Source organism: Flagellimonas sp. 2504JD4-2 (assembly GCF_053642935.1).
Genome location: NZ_JBSIOV010000002.1, coordinates 478,546 through 494,538 on the forward strand (window position 1 = coordinate 478,546; position 15,993 = coordinate 494,538).

Here is a 15,993-nt window from a genome sequence, read left to right on the forward strand (position 1 = left end):
TTCATGTAATTTCTGGCACTTTTATTGCTTTTGACTAATCAAAACATTGGTTACTTTCGTAAGTAATTATAAACCATAGTATGCGCTCATATTTTTTTGGAGTTATCTGTTTTGCTTCCATCTTCTTAACCGCCCAAGAAAAATATCCCCATGACACCTTCGGATCCCCGATGGGAATCCCAATGGTTTTGGCCGGAACTTTTGGAGAACTTCGGTCCAATCATTTTCATTCGGGTATCGACATTAAAACCCAAGGACGACAGGGTATACCTATTGTTGCGATAGCCGATGGCACCGTGGCCCGTATAAAGGTATCTCATTGGGGGTATGGTAAAGCGCTGTATATCGCCCATCCAAATGGATATACCTCTGTCTATGCGCATTTGAAAAAGTTCAGCCCAGAGATTGAGGCCTATGTCAAAAAGTTGCAATACAAGAAACAATCCTATGAGATGGAGGCGTTTCCCGATTTTGGAGAATTGAAGGTTGCCAAGGGAAGTACCATTGCCTATTCCGGAAATACGGGGGGATCATCGGGACCTCATCTTCATTTTGAAATCCGGAACAGTGTAACCGAAAAGCCTACAAATCCACTGTTATATGGTTACGAGGTGAGGGACGCGACCAATCCTTCACTGATTGGACTTTTTGCATATCCCCTATCGGATGATGCCACGGTCAACCAAAGCGCTAAAAAAATCCAGTTAAACTATACCAAACAGCCCGATGGTAGCTTTTTGGCCGATAAAGTCAACGCAATTGGCGTAATTGGTTTCGGGTTCAATGGTTTTGACCGACAGGATATGGCCGCCAACAAAAATGGAATTTATGCCGTAAAACAAATCGTTAACGGGAAAACGTATTCTGAATATGATTTCGAAACTTTTTCTTTTAGGGAGACACGATACATTAACACCTTCATTGATTATGCCCATTTTGGAAAGTTTAAACAGCGTATCCAAAAGTGTTTCAAAGAACCCTATAATCGACTTGGGATTTATAAAAACCTCCATAACAACGGAAAAATCACGGTGAAAGAGGGATTGTCCTATACTGTGGAAATTCTTATTTCTGATGTTGAGGAAAATCTTACCAAGCTGGTTATCCCTGTAGAAGGTATCCAAGAGTCGGTAAAAATTCAAAGGGATGATAAAACAACGAACGATTTTGTCATTGCCGACAAGCCCAACAATTTTGATTTGGGAGCTGCTAAGGTCTATTTTCCGGCCAACACCTTTTATGAAGATTTTTATATCGATTTGAAAAAAGGAGCCGACACAGTCTCAATTCACGATAACAGTGTGGCCGCCCATCGAAATTTTACCATAAGTTTTGATGTATCCAAATATCCCTATGAGGAAAGAAAACAACTTTTTATTGCTCGCTTGAACGATAGAAAGATTCCGATGCACTCCAGAACTTTTAAACGTGATGGATCGTTCACGACGCGAACCCGCTCTTTTGGAACCTATACCTTGGCAAAGGATACTGTCCCTCCTACCATAAAGGCAAAAAACTTCAAAGAGAAGCAATGGTTAAGCAATTACAGCTACCTGAGTTTGGAAATTAAGGATGACCTTAGTGGTATAAGCACGTACAGCGCAACTTTGAATGGTGAGTGGATATTGATGGAGTATGAACCCAAGACAAGGACCATAGTCTATAATTTTGACGATAAAATATCGAACGAGACACAATGCGACTTAAAAGTGGTCGTTACCGATAATGTTGGTAATTCCAGTACCTTTAAAAGTACTTTTTTCAGAAAATGACAACGTGATCAACGTAAAACGGCTACTTGTTCCCCTGGCAATTATATGGGCTTTTATGGCTCAAGGCCAAACGGCAACGATTTTAGGTACCGTTTTGGATGAAAACAACAACCCCATAACCGAGGTAAACATCGTCTCTGGAAATGTGGGCACCACTACCGATTCGAACGGGTATTATCTTCTTGAACTGGTGGCCGAAACCAAAAGCACCATCACTTTTTCCCATTTGGGGCATAAGAACATTGTTCTTGAAAACTTGATTTTAACCTCCAACGAAACTTTCGAGTTTAACCCTGTTATGAAGACCGATATCATTCAGGTAGCTGGTGTAGAGGTAACCCCAACAGGAAACAAAGCTTTGGAAGGAGTGACCACGGTTGAGCCCGAAATTGTCCGTAAAATTCCAGGAGCCAATGCTGGGGTCGAGAACATCCTAAAATTATTGCCCGGGGTATCCTTCAACAATGAACTCAGCACACAATACAATGTCCGTGGAGGCAATTTTGATGAAAATTTGGTCTATGTGAACGGAATCGAAGTATACCGTCCATTTTTGGTGCGCTCCGCACAACAGGAAGGATTAAGCTTTCTCAATTCCCACATGATTTCCGAGTTAGATTTTTCGTCAGGGGGGTTTCAGGCCAAGTATGGTGATAAACTATCTTCTGTACTTGATATTACCTATAAAACCCCTGTTGATTTCGGTTTGCGTGTTGAAGGCAGTCTTTTAGGTGCTGGAGCCACGTTGGAAACAATTTCAAAAAACAAAAAATTCAGTAGTATAACCGGGGTTCGCTATCGCAATAACAGCCTTTTGGTCAATAGTCAGCAAACACAAAGCAACTTCAATCCAAAATTTGTGGATGCTCAAAGCTATAGCAGCTATAGGTTCTCAAAAAAGTTCCATTTAAATTTTCTAGGCGGCTATTCCATCAACGATTATGAAAACGAACCGCTTACTCGTCAGACCAACTTTGGGACCATAAACAATCCTAGAGCATTACTGGTTTTTTATGAAGGAAGGGAAAACAGCAAATATATAAACGCCCTTGGAGCCCTTAAGGCTGATTTTTTGGTAAACGATAATCTTAAACTGAATGCAACCACTTCGATCTACCATACTCAAGAAGAGGAGTTTTCAGATGTGATCGCTTCCTACGAACTGGCCGAGGTTGACACAAATTTGGGAAGTGATAATCTAGGAGGAGCTAGTTCTCCACGGGGAGTTGGTTCGCAATTTAATCGGGCAAGAAACCAACTGGACGCGCTCATCTTCAATTTGGCCCATCGAGGTAGACTCAAAAAAAATGGAAAGTCACTGGAATGGGGAGTGAAATTTACCCATGAAGATTTTCGAGATCAGCTTCGGGAATCAGAATTTATAGACTCTGCCGGGTTTTTTATCCGTCCAGCAGAACCTCCAGTGGTCAATAACCAACCCGAAGAACCTTTCAGTGGGGATTTGGTAGCTTTTGAAGGTGTACAGGCCACCAATTTTGCCAAAACAAATCGATTTTCCGGCTTTGCCCAGTACAGTCAGCAAACCAAGTGGGGTACACATGATGTTTATTTTAACCTAGGTATCCGGGCACAACATTGGACGTTGAATGCAGAAGGGTTCGATACCAATTCACAAACCTTAGTCAGTCCCAGAGGGCAATTCTCCATAAAACCTGATTGGGAAAAGGACCTTTTGTTTCGGTTTGCCGTAGGAAGCTATCAGCAGCCACCCTTTTACCGGGAGTTAAGGGATATCAATGGTGTCCTCAATCCCGATGTCGAAGCCCAAAGGTCCATTCATTATGTATTGGGTAGTGAATTTAGTTTTAATCTATGGAACCGACCCTTTATTTTAATGGGCGAAGCTTACTACAAGGATTTGGATAATGTAAACACTTATACCATCGAGGATGTCCGTTTACGGTATGCCGCCCAAAACAATGCCACAGCTTATGCCTATGGACTCGATTTTAGGTTAACGGGTACTTTTGTGCCGGGAGCCGAATCTTGGGTAAGCCTAGGATATCTAAAAACAGAGGAAAACATTGATGGACGCGGGAATATTTCGCGACCGACGGACCAACGTTTGAAATTTGCAGTATTATTCCAAGATTATGTCCCCACCATACCAAACCTAAGACTTCATCTTAATCTGGTTTACAATACAGGAGTACCTGGAGGATCTCCCAATAATGCCGACCCTTACGATTTTCAGAATAGATTAAGAGATTATAGACGGGCCGATATGGGAATTTCCTATATTTTTGCCGACAGTAAAAACAAACATCCTCAAGGGCACTGGCTTCATAGCTTTAAGGAATTTCATTTTGGTTTTGAAATTTTCAATATGTTCAACAACCAGAATTCGATCACAAATACCTGGGTGCGCGATGTGGATACACAAAGTCAGTTTGCCGTTCCCAATTTCCTGACCAGCCGTGTGCTTAATGTAAGATTTGGAATGCGTTTTTAAGTGATGTTGATGAGAAAAATTCTGTTAGTAATTGCATTTTTTGCGTTCACAATTGGAAGTGCGCAAAAGAATATCTACGAAAACCGTCGGTTTGATGAGCTAAGTGCGCATCATGAACTTCTGGCCATAGTTCCCTTTATCACCAATTTGGACCTTAAGAAAAATGTAGATCAAAATGAGCTCAAAAGCCTTGCTAAAAAGGAAGGCTATGCGGTTCAGAATGCGTTGGAAACGTATTTTTCGAAAAGAAAGAAGAGGAAAAAGTTCAATGTCGAATTTCAAAATATAGAGGATACCAATGCTATACTGGCACAAAATGGGGTAACCTATGACAATTTGGATATCTATACCATAAAAGAACTGTGCAAAATCCTGAAGGTAGACGGTATCATTAGCGGAAACCTCAACCTAAATATTCTACTGTCGAAAGGGGTGCCCACCAATTTTAGTCTGTTGGATTATTTCAGTGGAGATGCCAACTACGGTAGAATAGGTGTAAAGGTTAGCGACGGGGATTCCGGTAAACTCCTTTGGAAGTACGAAAAGGGCATCACCAAAAAAACGGGAAAAAACACCACCGAGATGATTGACAAGATGATGAAGCTCGCTTCCCGTAAATTTCCTTACGATAAAGAGAAAAAACAGCGCAAGAACAAAAACTAGCTCTCTGCAAATTCCTTAAGTACACCAATGGTGTAATCTATCTCTTCTTTGGTGTTATACATGGAAAAAGAAAACCGAAGTGAAGGTTTTTCCAGCTCCTCTCCAGACAGTATTCCATTGAGCACGTGTGACCCCATATTGCTTCCGGATTGACAGGCACTACCTTTTGAGCAGGCGATTCCCTTCATATCCAAATGGAAAAGTAGCATCAGTGCTTTCTGCTTATCAAATGGCAATCGAACATTGGCCAGTGTATAGGTGCTTTTATCCAAATCGCCTGATAAACCGTTGAACTGTACATCCGGAATTTCCTGTTTAATTTTTTCAACAAAATATTGCTTCAATCCTTTTACAAATTTGATCTCTTCATCCAAATGCTCATAGGATTTCACAAAGGCTTCCTCAAGACCAACAATATTGTGGAAGGGTTCGGTACCAGCCCTAAATCCACGTTCTTGGGAACCACCAAAAATCATCGGCTTTAATCCCGAGTTTTTTCGTATGAAGGCAAAACCGATACCCTTGGGTCCATGGAATTTATGGGCAGCAGCGGTAAAAAAGTCTATTTGAGCAGTCTGTACATCCCAAGGATAATGTCCTACCGACTGTACCGTATCTGAATGGAACAATGCACCTTTTTCTTTGCAAAGCTCCCCGATGGCCTGAATGTCTATGATGTTTCCAATTTCGTTGTTCACGTGCATTAGACTCACCATTTTTTTGGAATCATCGGCATCCAAAAGCTCTTCAAGATGATCCATTTTCGGATTGCCATGCTCGTCCAAATCCACAAATTTCAACGCAATTTTGTATTCTTTTTCAAGCTCCTCTGCGGTATGCAATACAGCATGGTGTTCAATTTTGGAGGTGATTATGGTTTGTACATCCAAATCTCGTACTGCACAACGAAGAATCATATTATCTGCCTCAGTTCCCCCAGAGGTAAAAATAATTTCTGAAGCCTGGGCATTCAAGATTTTGGCAATGGTTTTCCTTGCCTTTTCCACAGCGGTCTTTGCAGACCTGCCAAAACTATGGGTTGATGAAGGATTTCCATAAAACAAGGCAAGCGCTTCTTGCATTTTGGCAATTACCTCTTCCCTCACTTGGGTAGTTGCCGCATTGTCCAAATACACTTTTTGCATGACTTAGCTATCATTTAAAACGCATCAAAAATAGGTGAAATAAAGTTAATTTCTTTTAAAGTATTCTCTGGTTTGGTGTATTGAAATGGAATTCTTTTAAATTTGGCAAATGAGAAAATTTTTCATCCCCATTCTTCTGACCTGTGCATTGCTTTCTTGTAGTGACGGTGACCTACAAGTAGAGACCATTGACTTTAATGATGTGACATTGGAGTTTTGCACGGATCCGGTTACCAATTCCAGCAATATATTGTTCAAGATCAATGCGACCGAAGCACTTATACTTGATTTGCAAAGTGGTGTCCTTAACAATGGCGTTGTGGGCGAAACCGTTACAACGGAAAGTGCAATTCCTGGACAGTCCTCGCTTACTTATCGTAATTTTTCCGATAATGTGACCAGCACTTATTTTTGCAGTGATATTCCGCCAGCCACTCCTACCGTTTCCCAAGAAATTGAAGCTCAGGACGGAATCGTCACCATTGTTACGGTTGCTGACACTGATGGCACCAACTTCGTCCATACCATTACGTTGAGCGGGGTCTCTTTTGTTGCGGAAAACGGTGAACGCATCACAAATTTGACCATAGATGAATTTGGAGAGGTAACGACAGCAGTACCGTAATCTCAAATCTTTTTTTGAAAGATATACACCTCAGTAGCCCCCAGGCCATATTTCTGATAATCTGCATCGTACCATTTTAGATTATCATACTTGTTAAAGAGATATTGGAGTTCATCCTTGAGTACTCCCTCTCCCACTCCGTGGATGAACACTACCTTTTGAATACGCTTACTTAAAGCAAATTCCAATTGCCGCTTGGCAGTTTCCAATTGCAGGTTGAGGATATCAAAATTGCCCAGTCCTTTTGCCGACTTAACCAATTGATTGATATGCAAATCCACCTCCATTTTGGGAGCATTTCTCTCTTTCGGTTTTTTGCTGATGGAGGTCTTTTTAGGTGGAAGTTCTTTTTCCTTCTTCACCTGGGCTGCATCAAAATTGGTCACTTTAATACTTTGACCTGCCTTTACCAATTCATTTGAGTTGTATTTCAGTGGAAATCCCTCATCGGTCATTACAGTTATCAGGTTACCTTCAATCGCATCGATTCTGCCAGAAATAGCTTCATCAAGCACTTCTACCCTATCACCGACCTGAAATAAGTTTGTTTGGGATTTCAACCGTATTTTTTTTGGAAAAGTTTAATATGAATAGCAAAAATAGTAGTATTTTTCTTGACGATAACCGCGACCATGTATCCACAACTCACTTATTTTCTGATAGGCTCAAAGGATGTAATGCTTCCGTGCCTTAACAAAAAATTGTTCGGGATGGAATGCCCCGGTTGTGGTTTGCAACGCTCTGCACTTTTACTTTTTGAGGGAGAGTTTGTGGCCGCATTTAAGATGTACCCAGCTATTTATCCCCTAGGGATGTTATTCTCATTTTTGCTCATCAACAATTTCGCAAGATTCAAATATGGAAACATGATTACCATAGTACTAAGTGTCTTGAGCGTCTCGGCCATCCTTATAAATTATTTCTATAAACTCTTACTATAACTATTAACATGGAACAAAAAAAATTACCTAATGGAGTCCTAAGCATCGTACTGGGAATTTTCGGTTTTCTCTGCTGCTGTACTGGTATTTTTGGGGCCATTTCTTCTGGAGCTGGTTTCTTTCTTGCTAGGAAATCCGAAAAAATGTACAAGGAAAATCCAGATGAATACGATAATTATGGCCAAATAAAGACCGGTAAAATCATCTCATTGATAGCTTTGATTTTAAGTTTGTTGATGGTGGTCCGATGGATCTATATCATTTATAACGCCGGGGGAATTTCAGAATTTGTTGAAGAATTTAAAGCGGCTTATCAGGAAGCCATGGAGCAATATAATTAACCATCAAAATTTTCTAAATGGAAGACAATTCAAGCATGCCGCCAAAACCTAACAACTATTTGGTTTGGGCTATTTTAAGTACTGTTTTTTGTTGTTTGGCGACAGGAATAGCAAGTATTATTTATTCAACCAAAGTAAACGAGGCATATGCCCGTGGAGAATATGAAGAAGCCCAAAGAGCATCTAAAAATGCTAAAATGTGGGCTTTGCTCGGAGCTGGAGCAGCATTGTTAATTTGGATCATATACATTGCAATCTTCGGATTTGCTTTTCTTGGAGCTATGGCCAATGGCGGTAACTACTAAAAAGAAATATCTAATTGCGATATTGGGAGTATTGTCGGTTTCGGCAATACTCCTTTATTTTTCTTTTAACCCGGAAAATGGACTACTTTTTCCCAAGTGTCCTTTCCATGAGTACGGGGGGATTTATTGTTCTGGATGCGGCACCCAAAGGGCTATCCACGACTTATTGCATCTTAGGATTGGAGATGCTTTGAGCCATAACTTATTGCTGATTCCTTCAATCTTGGTGATTCTACACCACTTGGTGGTCAAAGCCGGACTCATAAAAGGGCGAAGTCTTTTAAGCCATAGATATGCCCCTATCATTGTTCTCGTTATAGTTGTGCTTTTTATGGTACTCAGAAATCTGAAGTTTTATCCCTTTGAGTACTTAGCCCCTTAGTTGGCCACTTCGCTGATAAATTTAAGTCGATACAACCGGAGTTCTTCATCCTCATAGTCCCCATCAAACTCATCAACGGCTTCAGAAATGGAATCTGTTTCCGCTTCGAGAAAGTAATCATGGATCTCTTCCTGTTGGTCCTCATCCAAAATTTCATCGACCCAATAGGCGATGTTGAGCTTGGTACCGCTGAACACAATCTGTTCCATTTCTTTGATCAGATCTGGAAGTTCCAATCCTTTGGCGGAAGCTATGTCATCCAAAGGTAATTTTCTATCAATATTTTGAATAATGTAGAGTTTTAGCGCAGAATTGGCACCTGTACTTTTAACGACCAGATCATCTGGACGTACCACATCATTCTCCTCAACGTATTTGCTGATGACATCAACAAATGGTTTTCCATATTTTTTGGCCTTTCCTTCACCCACTCCATGTATGTTCAAAAGTTCGGGCATGGAAATAGGACATTTAAGGGCCATATCCTCCAATGATGGGTCTTGAAACACTACAAAAGGAGGCACTTCCATTTTTTGGGCTTCACGTTTTCGCAAATCACGCAACAACTTCAATAAATTATCATCTGCTCCGCCTCCGCGAGATTTTGCAGCAATAATTATGGCATCGTTATTTGCTTCGCTATACACATGGTCCTTGGTCATTAAAAATGAACTGGGGCTTTCCAAAAATTCTTTGCCAGATGGGGTCACATGTAAAATGCCATATTGCTCAATTTCTTTTTTAAGCAATCCAGCGACCAAGACCTGTCTTGTCAGTGCCATCCAATATGGTTCGTTCTGTTCAGAACCAATTCCAAAGAAATCCTTCTCATTGGTTTTATGTGATGAAATCATGGCATTCACCTGTCCTGTCAGGACTTTTACAATTTCTTTAGTTTTGAATTTCTCCTTGGTATCACGGACAACGGTCAACAGTTTTACAACCTCGTTCTTCGCCTCCTCTTTTTGTTTGGGGTTTCGGGTATTATCATCCATATCCGCACCTTCCCCATTGACCTCATCAAAATCTTCCCCAAAGTAATGCAGAATGAATTTTCTTCGGGAAATGGACGTTTCAGCATATGCCACAATTTCTTGCAGGAGTGCATTCCCAATTTCCTGTTCGGCCACAGGTTTGCCCGACATGAACTTTTCAAGTTTTTCGACATCCTTGTAGGAGTAAAAGGCCAAACAGTGTCCTTCACCACCATCCCTACCGGCCCTACCAGTCTCTTGGTAATAACTTTCTATGCTTTTTGGAATGTCATGATGAATCACAAATCGCACATCGGGCTTATCGATTCCCATTCCAAAAGCGATGGTGGCCACCACAACATCTACCTCCTCCATCAAAAACATGTCTTGATATTTGGAGCGCGTCTTTGCATCGAATCCTGCATGATAGGGCACAGCACTAATCCCATTCACCTGCAACACCTGGGCGAGTTCTTCTACACGTTTACGGCTTAAGCAATAAATAATGCCCGATTTGCCCAAGTTTTGTTTAATGTATCGGATAATATCTGCATCAACATTCTGGGTTTTGGGCCGGACTTCATAGAAAAGATTTGGCCGATTAAAAGATGCTTTGAACACTTTCGCTTCGATCATTCCCAAGTTCTTGATAATATCTTCCTGCACCTTAGGGGTAGCGGTAGCAGTAAGACCAATAATTGGGATATTGTCGCCCAGCCTGTTGATTATACTTTTAAGGTTTCGATATTCTGGTCTAAAATCATGTCCCCATTCCGATATGCAATGAGCCTCATCAACGGCAACAAATGAAAGTGGGACACCGTTTAAAAATTCCACGTTCTCTTCCTTGGTCAAAGATTCTGGAGCAACATAAAGCAATTTGGTAATGCCGTTGGTGATGTCCTCCTTTACTTGTTTCACCTCTGTTTTTGTCAGGGATGAATTAAGTACATGGGCAATCCCACACTGCTCTGACACGCCTCGAATAGCGTCCACCTGATTCTTCATCAGTGCTATTAAAGGTGAAACTACAATGGCCGTTCCCTCCTTCATCAAGGCAGGTAATTGATAGCAGAGTGATTTTCCACCCCCGGTGGGCATAATTACGAAAGTATCGTTATCGGCAAGTACGTTATGTATAACTTTTTCTTGAAGCCCTTTGAACTGAGAAAATCCAAAGTATTTTTTAAGTGAGGTGTGCAAATCGGTGTTCGTCAAACCCATTTCCATTTTTTCATATTAACCAAACAACCTGAGAAGAAGGTCGTGAAATTTCTAAAATTTGAATATCCATTTTATGGAAAAAGCTTTCTAACTTCCATAAATGGTTTGTAAGAGATAGTTTGTTTAGTTTTGTAAACTTAAATATAAGACATTCTTTTAGGAATACAACTTAGATAATCCATTAATTACGTTGAGCGACACCCAATCAATTTTATCCATTGCAAAAAGAACCCTAGAAACAGAAAGCAAGGCCATTGAGAATTTAATTGGTCAGCTAGACGATCAATTCGCGTACGCTGTTCAACATATCCTTGATTCCAAAGGAAGAGTGGTTGTTTCTGGAGTCGGCAAAAGTGCAATTATAGCTTCAAAAATTGTTGCTACCTTAAATTCTACGGGCACTCCCGCCATATTTATGCATGCGGCGGATGCAATCCATGGTGACTTGGGCACTATTCAAGAGAATGATGTAGTGGTCTGTATTTCCAAAAGTGGCAACACTCCTGAAATAAAGGCATTGTTACCGTTAATAAAGGTTGGGAAGAACAAGTTGATCGGAATAACTGGAAGTATGGACTCTGTACTAGCCAAGCAAGCTGATTTTGTGCTGAGCACCTACGTTGAAAAAGAAGCATGCCCGAATAACTTGGCACCGACAACCAGTACTTCCGCCCAAATGGCCATGGGAGATGCACTTGCCATTTGTCTATTGGAGCTTCGTGGTTTTAGCAGTGCTGATTTTGCCAAATATCATCCAGGAGGATCTTTGGGTAAAAAGCTGTACCTAAGGGTTGCAGATATCGTAGTCAACAATCAAAAGCCCATGGTAAATGCAAATTCTGCCGTCAAGGATGTAATTATCGAAATTTCAGAAAAAATGCTGGGCGTAACTGCAGTAATGGAAAACGATAAAGTAGTTGGCATCGTGACCGATGGTGATATTCGAAGAATGCTCAGCAAATATGACAACATTGGTGAACTGACCGCTAAGGATATTATGACCGCCAATCCTAAATCGGTAACGGTGGATACTTTGGCTGTAAAGGCGCTCAAAACATTGCAAGACAACGGAATCACCCAACTCTTGGCCTTTGACAACGGTTCTTATGCCGGAGTTGTCCATATCCATAACCTTATAAATGAGGGTATCCTATAATGGCAAAAACAATTAACACCGACCCCAACGAAATGTCCTTTTTGGACCATTTGGAAGTGCTTCGATGGCATTTGATCAGATCCGTAGTCGCCGTTGTAATAGTTGCTTGTGTGGCTTTTGTGGCTAGAGGGTTTATTTTCGATGTAGTTTTATTCGGTCCAAAAAACTTAGATTTTCCGACCTACCGCTTTTTCTGTAATATCGCCACTTTTTTTGGTTTTGATTCCGAATTCTGTGGGGACAAACTTCCTTTCATAATACAAAACCGCACAATGGCTGGGCAATTTTCCGCCCATATATGGACCTCCATTTGGGCAGGTTTTATCATTGCCTTTCCATACGTGCTTTGGGAGTTGTGGAAATTTATTAGCCCTGGCTTACACGAGAATGAGCGTAAATATTCTAGAGGGTTTATTGTAGTTGCATCTACATTGTTTTTCCTTGGGGTATTATTTGGTTATTATGTTGTAGCTCCATTGTCTATAAACTTTTTGGGAACTTATCAAGTTAGTGAAGAGGTGTTGAATGAAATTGACCTACCCTCCTATGTTGCCACTGTCAGGGCATCTGTTATTGCTTGCGGAATCATGTTTGAACTACCTATCATCATTTTCTTTTTGACCAAAGTGGGCTTGGTAACCCCTGAAATCTTAAGGAAATACCGAAAGATTGCCTTGGTGATTGTATTGATTTTATCGGCAATTATCACTCCCCCTGATGTAGCAAGTCAGATAGTTGTAGCCGTTCCAGTACTGATATTATATCAGATAAGTATCCATATATCTAAAATTGTATTGAAAAGACAAGCCAAAAAAGAAAAGGAAAATGTCAAATAAAGTAGAGGAGTTCAATGCATACAGAGCCAAGATGAACGATAAGTTATTGGCTGAAAACAATAAGCTCATCAAGCGTATTTTTAATTTGGACACCAACGCCTATATGGCAGGGGCCCTGGATGTAAAGACCAAAGAGCTTTTAGGCTTGGTGGCATCGGCTGTACTGCGCTGCGATGATTGTGTAAAATATCACTTGGAAAGCTCAAAAAAAGAGGGAGCGACCAAGGAGGAGGTCATGGAAACTTTGGGAATTGCGACTTTAGTGGGTGGTACCATCGTGGTTCCCCATTTAAGAAGAGCCTACGAGTTTTGGGAAGCTCTTGAAGAAAACGATGCTTAAAAAAATCCCAAAGGGCATAGTCCAGAAGAAGAATATGTTTAGTTTTGGCGAATTCTTATGAAGCTACGAGCTGAAAATATCATGAAGGCCTACAGGGGCCGAAAGGTTGTAAAAGGGATTTCCCTTGAGGTTAACCAAGGAGAGATTGTTGGGCTATTAGGACCCAATGGTGCTGGTAAAACCACTTCATTCTATATGATTGTTGGCTTGATCAAGCCAAACGGGGGAAAGATTTTTCTGGATGATATGGAAATTACCACCTTTCCCATGTACAAAAGAGCCCAGAACGGTATAGGTTATTTGGCGCAGGAAGCATCCGTTTTCCGCAAGCTAAGCATCGAAAAGAACATTTTAAGCGTGTTGCAACTGACCAATTTGAGCAAAAAGGAGCAGCATATGAAAATGGAATCCTTGATCGACGAGTTCGGTCTGGGACATATCCGTAAAAACAGAGGTGATCTTTTATCCGGGGGAGAACGTCGAAGGACCGAGATTGCCCGTGCTTTGGCAACGGACCCGAAATTTATTTTATTGGATGAACCATTTGCCGGAGTTGACCCCGTTGCTGTTGAGGATATTCAACGTATTGTAGCCCAGCTAAAGAACAAGAACATTGGCATTCTGATCACGGACCACAATGTGCAGGAAACCTTAGCCATTACAGAACGCTCATACTTAATGTTCGAAGGCGGAATCTTAAAGGCCGGTGTTCCAGAAGAATTGGCTGTAGACGAAATGGTCAGAAAAGTCTATTTGGGGCAAAACTTTGAGCTCCGTAAAAAGAAACTGGATTTTTAAGTTTTTTTCGAGCCTAGCGTTAACATTGAACTTACGATATACAGCAGTATAATCAGTGGCAGCGCCAAAAACTTCATGGTAAGCAACATCACCAAGCTTCCAATCAAAAAGAGATAGCGTACCGCATTATCCTTAAAGCTCCAATTATCAAATTTTAAAGCAAAAAGTTCAATATTGGAATTGAGCAGGTAAGCACTTAAGATGGTCAACCCGATCAAAAACCATTGGTTCAAAATAAATCCGTTCAGTGCATCGCTTTGATGAAACAACAAAATCAAAGGCAAAGAAAGAATCAATAGTGCATTGGCAGGTGTCGGTAAGCCTTTGAAAGAAGAAACTTGGTTTTCATCCACATTGAATTTGGCCAATCGGTATCCTGATGCCAAAGTGATTACAAAACCAAAAAAAGGAAGCGCAGCCATCTCGGTCTCATGACCAAAAAAACCTAGGTTCCAACCTCCAGTTTCGGCCATATTCAACAATTGGAACATTACAATTCCGGGGACCAACCCACTAGTGACCATATCTGCCAAAGAATCGAGCTGTACTCCAATCTCGCTTTTCACATTGAGCAATCGGGCAGCAAATCCATCCAAAAAATCAAAAAATATTCCAATGCACACAAAAAGAGCTGCCAATTCCAGATGATTGAGCACTGCAAAAACAGCCGCAATACATCCACTAAAAAGATTGAGAAGGGTAATAAAATTCGGAATATGTTGCTTCATGCACTTGGGTTTGCGTAAAAATAAGCGAAAAAACAAAGTGTTTTGTTTTCATTTTCCATCATGTGTGATTTATTCTGATATTTGCCAGATAATTTCACAAATGAAGCATTGGATTTTCTTTTGGGTATTTCTTCTCTTGCTTGTTCACCAAGCCTTATCCCAGATTCCACGGCTCACGGATAAATCACAAATAAGTGTATTGACCTGCTCTAAAGGCGATGACTTAATATCCGCCTTTGGCCATAGTGCCTTTCGTGTGCAGGATACCACATTAGGGATCGATGTAGTTTATAATTATGGAACATTCGACTTCGACAGACCTAATTTCATCTTGAATTTTGTCAAAGGGAGATTAATTTATTCCTTGTCGAGAAGCCGATTCGATAGATTTCTTTTTTCCTACGAATTGGAAAGAAGATGGATGAGGGAGCAAATTTTGGATTTGACCTTAGCGGAAAAAAACCAACTATTTGCGTTTTTCGAGAATAATTACCTCCCCCAAAACAGGGACTATTTGTACGACCCCCTGCTGAACAACTGTTCGAGCATTATAACAGATATTTTAAAAGATCAGTATGGTGATGCTATCGTCCTTGATGGGTCATACCTAGACAAACAATACACCTTTAGGGAGCTGGTCCGTCAAAACTTAGCTGAGAATTCCTGGTCGTCTTTTGGTATAAACACAGCCTTTGGTTCAGTAGTGGATCGGACAGCAAGTGTAAAGGAACATACCTTCCTACCGTATTATGCCATGGAACAGCTTAACAATACCACCAAAGATGGAAAACCCTTAGTAATGAGGGAGCGAGTCATTTTGGATTACGAGGAATTTGATGCAAATAACTTTTTCCCATTATCACCGTTGTTTTGGTTTATTTTACTGATGCTGTTTACGGCAACAATTACCTATTTAGACTATAAACATGGTTCCCGAAGCAGGTGGCTCGATTTTTCACTTCTTTTTGTCACTGGGTTTATAGGAGTTGTTCTTGCTTTGATTTGGTTTGCCGCAGACCATACCTCGACACCTAAAAATTTCAATTTGTTGTGGGCCTTTCCATTCAACTTTGTTGTGGCCTTTACCTATCTTTTTCACAATAAATTACCGGATTGGTTTTCCAAATATCTTTGGTTTGCCCTGGGGCTTATAGGCTTGACTTTATTGGTTTGGATTTTTAATGTGCAAAGTTTTTCGCCACTGTTGATGCTTATTTTGGCAACGTTGGCCATTCGTTATGTTTTCTTGATAAAATTTACCAAGGTTTAGACCAAGGTTGTAAATTGTTC

At 40.8% G+C, this 15,993-nt stretch carries 17 protein-coding genes; 13 read left to right on the top strand and 4 right to left on the bottom strand.

Features of this window, described 5'->3' with window-relative positions; genetic code table 11:
- Positions 1 to 80: 80 nt before the first annotated feature.
- Genes ACULLH_RS08810 through ACULLH_RS08820 form a run of 3 tightly spaced genes read left to right on the top strand, consistent with a single transcriptional unit; the run spans position 81 to position 4,908 of the window.
- Complete coding sequence (locus tag ACULLH_RS08810; RefSeq protein WP_454088373.1) at positions 81 to 1,772, top strand: M23 family metallopeptidase; 1,692 nt, start codon at positions 81 to 83, stop codon at positions 1,770 to 1,772.
- The gene (locus ACULLH_RS08815; RefSeq protein WP_454088374.1) at positions 1,726 to 4,245 is read left to right on the top strand and encodes a TonB-dependent receptor; all 2,520 of its coding nucleotides are present in this window, start codon (positions 1,726 to 1,728) and stop codon (positions 4,243 to 4,245) included. Before ACULLH_RS08810 ends, ACULLH_RS08815 begins: the two co-directional genes overlap by 47 nt.
- A 9-nt stretch (positions 4,246 to 4,254) precedes the next feature.
- Positions 4,255 to 4,908, top strand: coding sequence for a hypothetical protein (locus ACULLH_RS08820; protein ID WP_454088375.1), 654 nt, complete (start codon positions 4,255 to 4,257; stop codon positions 4,906 to 4,908).
- Here ACULLH_RS08820 and ACULLH_RS08825 read toward each other — a convergent pair.
- A complete protein-coding gene (locus ACULLH_RS08825; RefSeq protein WP_454088376.1) occupies positions 4,905 to 6,053 on the bottom strand; it encodes a cysteine desulfurase family protein in 1,149 nt (382 codons plus the stop codon). The two genes, ACULLH_RS08820 and ACULLH_RS08825, sit on opposite strands and share 4 nt — an antisense overlap.
- A gap of 109 nt (positions 6,054 to 6,162) precedes the next feature.
- Between ACULLH_RS08825 and ACULLH_RS08830 the strand changes: the two genes are divergently transcribed.
- A complete protein-coding gene (locus ACULLH_RS08830) occupies positions 6,163 to 6,678 on the top strand; it encodes a hypothetical protein (protein WP_454088377.1) in 516 nt (171 codons plus the stop codon).
- 2 nt (positions 6,679 to 6,680) lie between these two features.
- Here ACULLH_RS08830 and ACULLH_RS08835 read toward each other — a convergent pair whose 3' ends face one another.
- Positions 6,681 to 7,238, bottom strand: a complete 558-nt coding sequence (locus ACULLH_RS08835) for a Smr/MutS family protein (protein WP_454088378.1) — start codon at positions 7,236 to 7,238, stop codon at positions 6,681 to 6,683.
- Positions 7,239 to 7,292: 54 nt separating this feature from the next.
- Between ACULLH_RS08835 and ACULLH_RS08840 the strand changes: the two genes are divergently transcribed.
- Genes ACULLH_RS08840 through ACULLH_RS08855 form a run of 4 tightly spaced genes read left to right on the top strand, consistent with a single transcriptional unit; the run spans position 7,293 to position 8,647 of the window.
- The gene (locus ACULLH_RS08840) at positions 7,293 to 7,619 is read left to right on the top strand and encodes a DUF2752 domain-containing protein (protein WP_454088379.1); all 327 of its coding nucleotides are present in this window, start codon (positions 7,293 to 7,295) and stop codon (positions 7,617 to 7,619) included.
- Positions 7,620 to 7,627: 8 nt separating this feature from the next.
- Positions 7,628 to 7,960, top strand: a complete 333-nt coding sequence (locus ACULLH_RS08845) for a CCC motif membrane protein (RefSeq protein ID WP_454088380.1) — start codon at positions 7,628 to 7,630, stop codon at positions 7,958 to 7,960.
- A 17-nt stretch (positions 7,961 to 7,977) separates the two neighbouring features.
- Entirely contained in the window at positions 7,978 to 8,265 is a 288-nt protein-coding gene (locus ACULLH_RS08850; RefSeq protein WP_454088381.1) for a CD225/dispanin family protein, read from the top strand.
- Positions 8,249 to 8,647 (top strand): DUF2752 domain-containing protein, encoded by a 399-nt coding sequence (locus ACULLH_RS08855; RefSeq protein WP_454088382.1) that lies wholly within the window; start codon positions 8,249 to 8,251, stop codon positions 8,645 to 8,647. The genes ACULLH_RS08850 and ACULLH_RS08855 overlap by 17 nt, the downstream gene beginning before the upstream one ends.
- Here the strand turns inward: ACULLH_RS08855 and ACULLH_RS08860 are convergent.
- Positions 8,644 to 10,845 (bottom strand): RecQ family ATP-dependent DNA helicase, encoded by a 2,202-nt coding sequence (locus tag ACULLH_RS08860; RefSeq protein ID WP_454088383.1) that lies wholly within the window; start codon positions 10,843 to 10,845, stop codon positions 8,644 to 8,646. The genes ACULLH_RS08855 and ACULLH_RS08860 overlap by 4 nt on opposite strands.
- Positions 10,846 to 11,035: 190 nt before the next feature.
- Here ACULLH_RS08860 and ACULLH_RS08865 point away from each other — a divergent pair, with 190 nt between their 5' ends.
- Genes ACULLH_RS08865 through lptB form a run of 4 tightly spaced genes read left to right on the top strand, consistent with a single transcriptional unit; the run spans position 11,036 to position 13,975 of the window.
- Complete coding sequence (locus tag ACULLH_RS08865) at positions 11,036 to 12,001, top strand: KpsF/GutQ family sugar-phosphate isomerase (protein WP_454088384.1); 966 nt, start codon at positions 11,036 to 11,038, stop codon at positions 11,999 to 12,001.
- Entirely contained in the window at positions 12,001 to 12,837 is an 837-nt protein-coding gene (gene tatC / locus ACULLH_RS08870) for a twin-arginine translocase subunit TatC (protein ID WP_454088385.1), read from the top strand. Before ACULLH_RS08865 ends, tatC begins: the two co-directional genes overlap by 1 nt.
- Positions 12,827 to 13,177: a carboxymuconolactone decarboxylase family protein gene (locus tag ACULLH_RS08875; protein WP_454088386.1), complete on the top strand. Its 351-nt coding sequence runs from the start codon at positions 12,827 to 12,829 to the stop codon at positions 13,175 to 13,177. The genes tatC and ACULLH_RS08875 overlap by 11 nt, the downstream gene beginning before the upstream one ends.
- Before the next feature lie 57 nt (positions 13,178 to 13,234).
- Positions 13,235 to 13,975 carry an LPS export ABC transporter ATP-binding protein gene (lptB, locus tag ACULLH_RS08880; RefSeq protein ID WP_454088387.1) on the top strand — a complete coding sequence of 247 codons (741 nt, stop codon included), beginning with the start codon at positions 13,235 to 13,237 and terminating at the stop codon, positions 13,973 to 13,975.
- Here the strand turns inward: lptB and ACULLH_RS08885 are convergent.
- On the bottom strand, positions 13,972 to 14,703 hold the full coding sequence (locus ACULLH_RS08885; protein WP_454088388.1) for a CDP-alcohol phosphatidyltransferase family protein: 732 nt from the start codon (positions 14,701 to 14,703) through the stop codon (positions 13,972 to 13,974). The two genes, lptB and ACULLH_RS08885, sit on opposite strands and share 4 nt — an antisense overlap.
- 100 nt (positions 14,704 to 14,803) lie before the next feature.
- Here ACULLH_RS08885 and ACULLH_RS08890 point away from each other — a divergent pair, with 100 nt between their 5' ends.
- Positions 14,804 to 15,973 (top strand): lipoprotein N-acyltransferase Lnb domain-containing protein, encoded by a 1,170-nt coding sequence (locus ACULLH_RS08890; RefSeq protein ID WP_454088389.1) that lies wholly within the window; start codon positions 14,804 to 14,806, stop codon positions 15,971 to 15,973.
- Positions 15,974 to 15,993: the final 20 nt, after the last annotated feature.